The following is a 1,948-nucleotide window of genomic DNA, read 5'->3' as shown; positions in this document are numbered from 1 at the left end:
GGGAGAGGGGTTGGGGGTGAGGGGCCCCTTTTTAGGATCCGATCCCCAAAAGCGCTCCCAATCCCACGGCCAGGAGAGCTGCTAGGGTCGTTTGAATGCCGTTCACCACTTCGTTGCTCATCCAAGCCAGGCGAGGTTGCAACACCACCCCCATCCAGCTTTCTGCCAAGGTGGCCAGAATCCCACCCAGACAGCAAATGCCCAGCCAAAACGGGTCTCCTCTTACCCACTCCCCACCGATCCCCCAGGCCAACGTGGCCATCCCTACCGCTGCCGCCATCCCTGCCAGGGATCCCTCCAGGCTCACAGCTCCCTCTGTGCCCGCCGGCACCGGCTGAAAGGTGGTGATCAAAAAGGTCTGGCGTCCGTAGGCTTTTCCCACTTCGCTGCTGACGGTATCGGCCAACTTGGCGGCGAAGCTGGCGCTATACCCCAACCACCAGAGGGGATGGGCAAAAAGTGCATATCCCACCGCACAGGCAGCCCCCGTCAGGGCAGATCCCCAGACATTTTCCGGCCCTCGCGCCCCCTCCCGCTTCTCGGCGATCCCCTGCGCCTGCTTGCGCCGGATCCCCAGCCGGGTGACGGCGGTGCCGACTAAAAAATAGGCGGCTACTACTAGGTAACCCCGCCACCCCAGGCCCCCCCACACCAGCAGGCCAAGCAAGCCTGCATGGAGAACCCCAGCCCGCGTCAACGCCCTTTGCGGGATCAGCAGAGCCAGCGCCACCAAGGCCAGGTTGAGCCAGAGCGCCACTCCCCACTGACTTAGAAGCCACACCTGACCCATCGGTGCCCTCCATCAGCAGAAAGGGCGGCTAGGAACTAGCCACGGCAACGGAGAGGGAGGGATTCGAACCCTCGACGGAGCTTTTGGGCCCCGTAACTTCTTAGCAGGAAGCCGCTTTCGACCACTCAGCCACCTCTCCAGAGCGGCAGAGACCCCAGCAAGCTGGGATCCAGCTGCTAGTTCACCCATTGTAGAAGATGGGATCCCACCCGGCAACTGTTCTCGAGCGGGATCCCTTCCGGAACTCAGCTCACCACCTGCACATAGATATCGAAGCTGCCGCTGTTGTCGCCGTAGCTGCCCTTGGCATCGTTGACGTTGAAGGCGATATCCAAATTGGGATCCAGATCCACCTCTTGGGGCTGCTCCGGCGAGGATTCCCAAACCTGATGGGCCACCAGTTGGGCGTTGGGCTGAAACAGCACGAGGCCGTAGCGGCAAAGACCCGGGTAGCGCCACTCTGGCGGGGTCGGGATCCCTTTGCCCAGAGGCGAGCGGATGCTGGTGGAGAAGGAAAAGCCGTAGCGCCAAGCCACATTTTTCACAAAAAAGCGCAGGCGGCTGGCCCGCAGCGGGCGTCCTTGCCAGTGCAAGATATTGCCCGGCTCGTGGTTGACCCGCAGGCCGTAAAAGGCGATCCAGCCCTGCAACTCCCCCTCTTGGGGCTGCGCGCCCTCAATCACCACGGCTTGGCTCCAGTCCAAGTCGCTGCCATCACAAGTAATCTGGGGCGGAACTTGGGCCGAATCTTGCCTTAAGTTCATTTGCGGCAGTTCTAAGGTATTGGGTGCAGCAGATTGAACAGACATGCCGTCTCCTTTTCTCTTGCAATCTTTTTGGATGTGATGTCTCAAGACAAACTAAGAACCAAGCCGATCCCAGATTCCCCTTCTGGAGGTCTACTGAGAGACCATCCTCCGGCAAATCTAGGTCACTTGAGAAGCTTTATCAAACAAAAACTCAAGGAGCAGAGAGCTCTTTTCTAAGCCATTCCGTTAACTCCTCTTCCCTACATGGAAGCGACAACATGAAAAACGGGGCACAAAGTCAACCTAGGCCCCATCAATTGTCAGATCAACTTTACTTGATGGGTAAGAGCTTTTCTAGAAGAAAAAAGTTACTTGCAATATCTTTTTAGATATCCTCAGCGTTCTGTTA

Annotated in this window: 2 protein-coding genes and 1 tRNA gene; all 3 read right to left on the bottom strand. The window is 58.2% G+C overall.

All coding sequences use genetic code 11. From position 1 onward, the window contains the following. Window positions 1-31 precede the first annotated feature (31 nt). The 3 genes from NW852_RS07295 to NW852_RS07285 all read right to left on the bottom strand — a co-directional run bounded on the left by NW852_RS07295 (window position 32) and on the right by NW852_RS07285 (window position 1,599). Window positions 32-790: a TIGR00297 family protein gene (locus NW852_RS07295; RefSeq protein WP_414370662.1), complete on the bottom strand. Its 759-nt coding sequence runs from the start codon at window positions 788-790 to the stop codon at window positions 32-34. A 48-nt stretch (window positions 791-838) separates the two neighbouring features. After that, window positions 839-929 (bottom strand) — tRNA-Ser (locus NW852_RS07290). A 106-nt stretch (window positions 930-1,035) separates the two neighbouring features. Next, window positions 1,036-1,599 (bottom strand): hypothetical protein, encoded by a 564-nt coding sequence (locus NW852_RS07285; RefSeq protein ID WP_414363816.1) that lies wholly within the window; start codon window positions 1,597-1,599, stop codon window positions 1,036-1,038. Window positions 1,600-1,948 lie beyond the last annotated feature (349 nt).

It is taken from the genome of Synechococcus sp. H60.1 (assembly GCF_047462335.1).
Lineage (GTDB): Bacteria > Cyanobacteriota > Cyanobacteriia > Thermostichales > Thermostichaceae > Thermostichus.
This window is presented reverse-complemented; position numbering and strand designations above follow the sequence as displayed.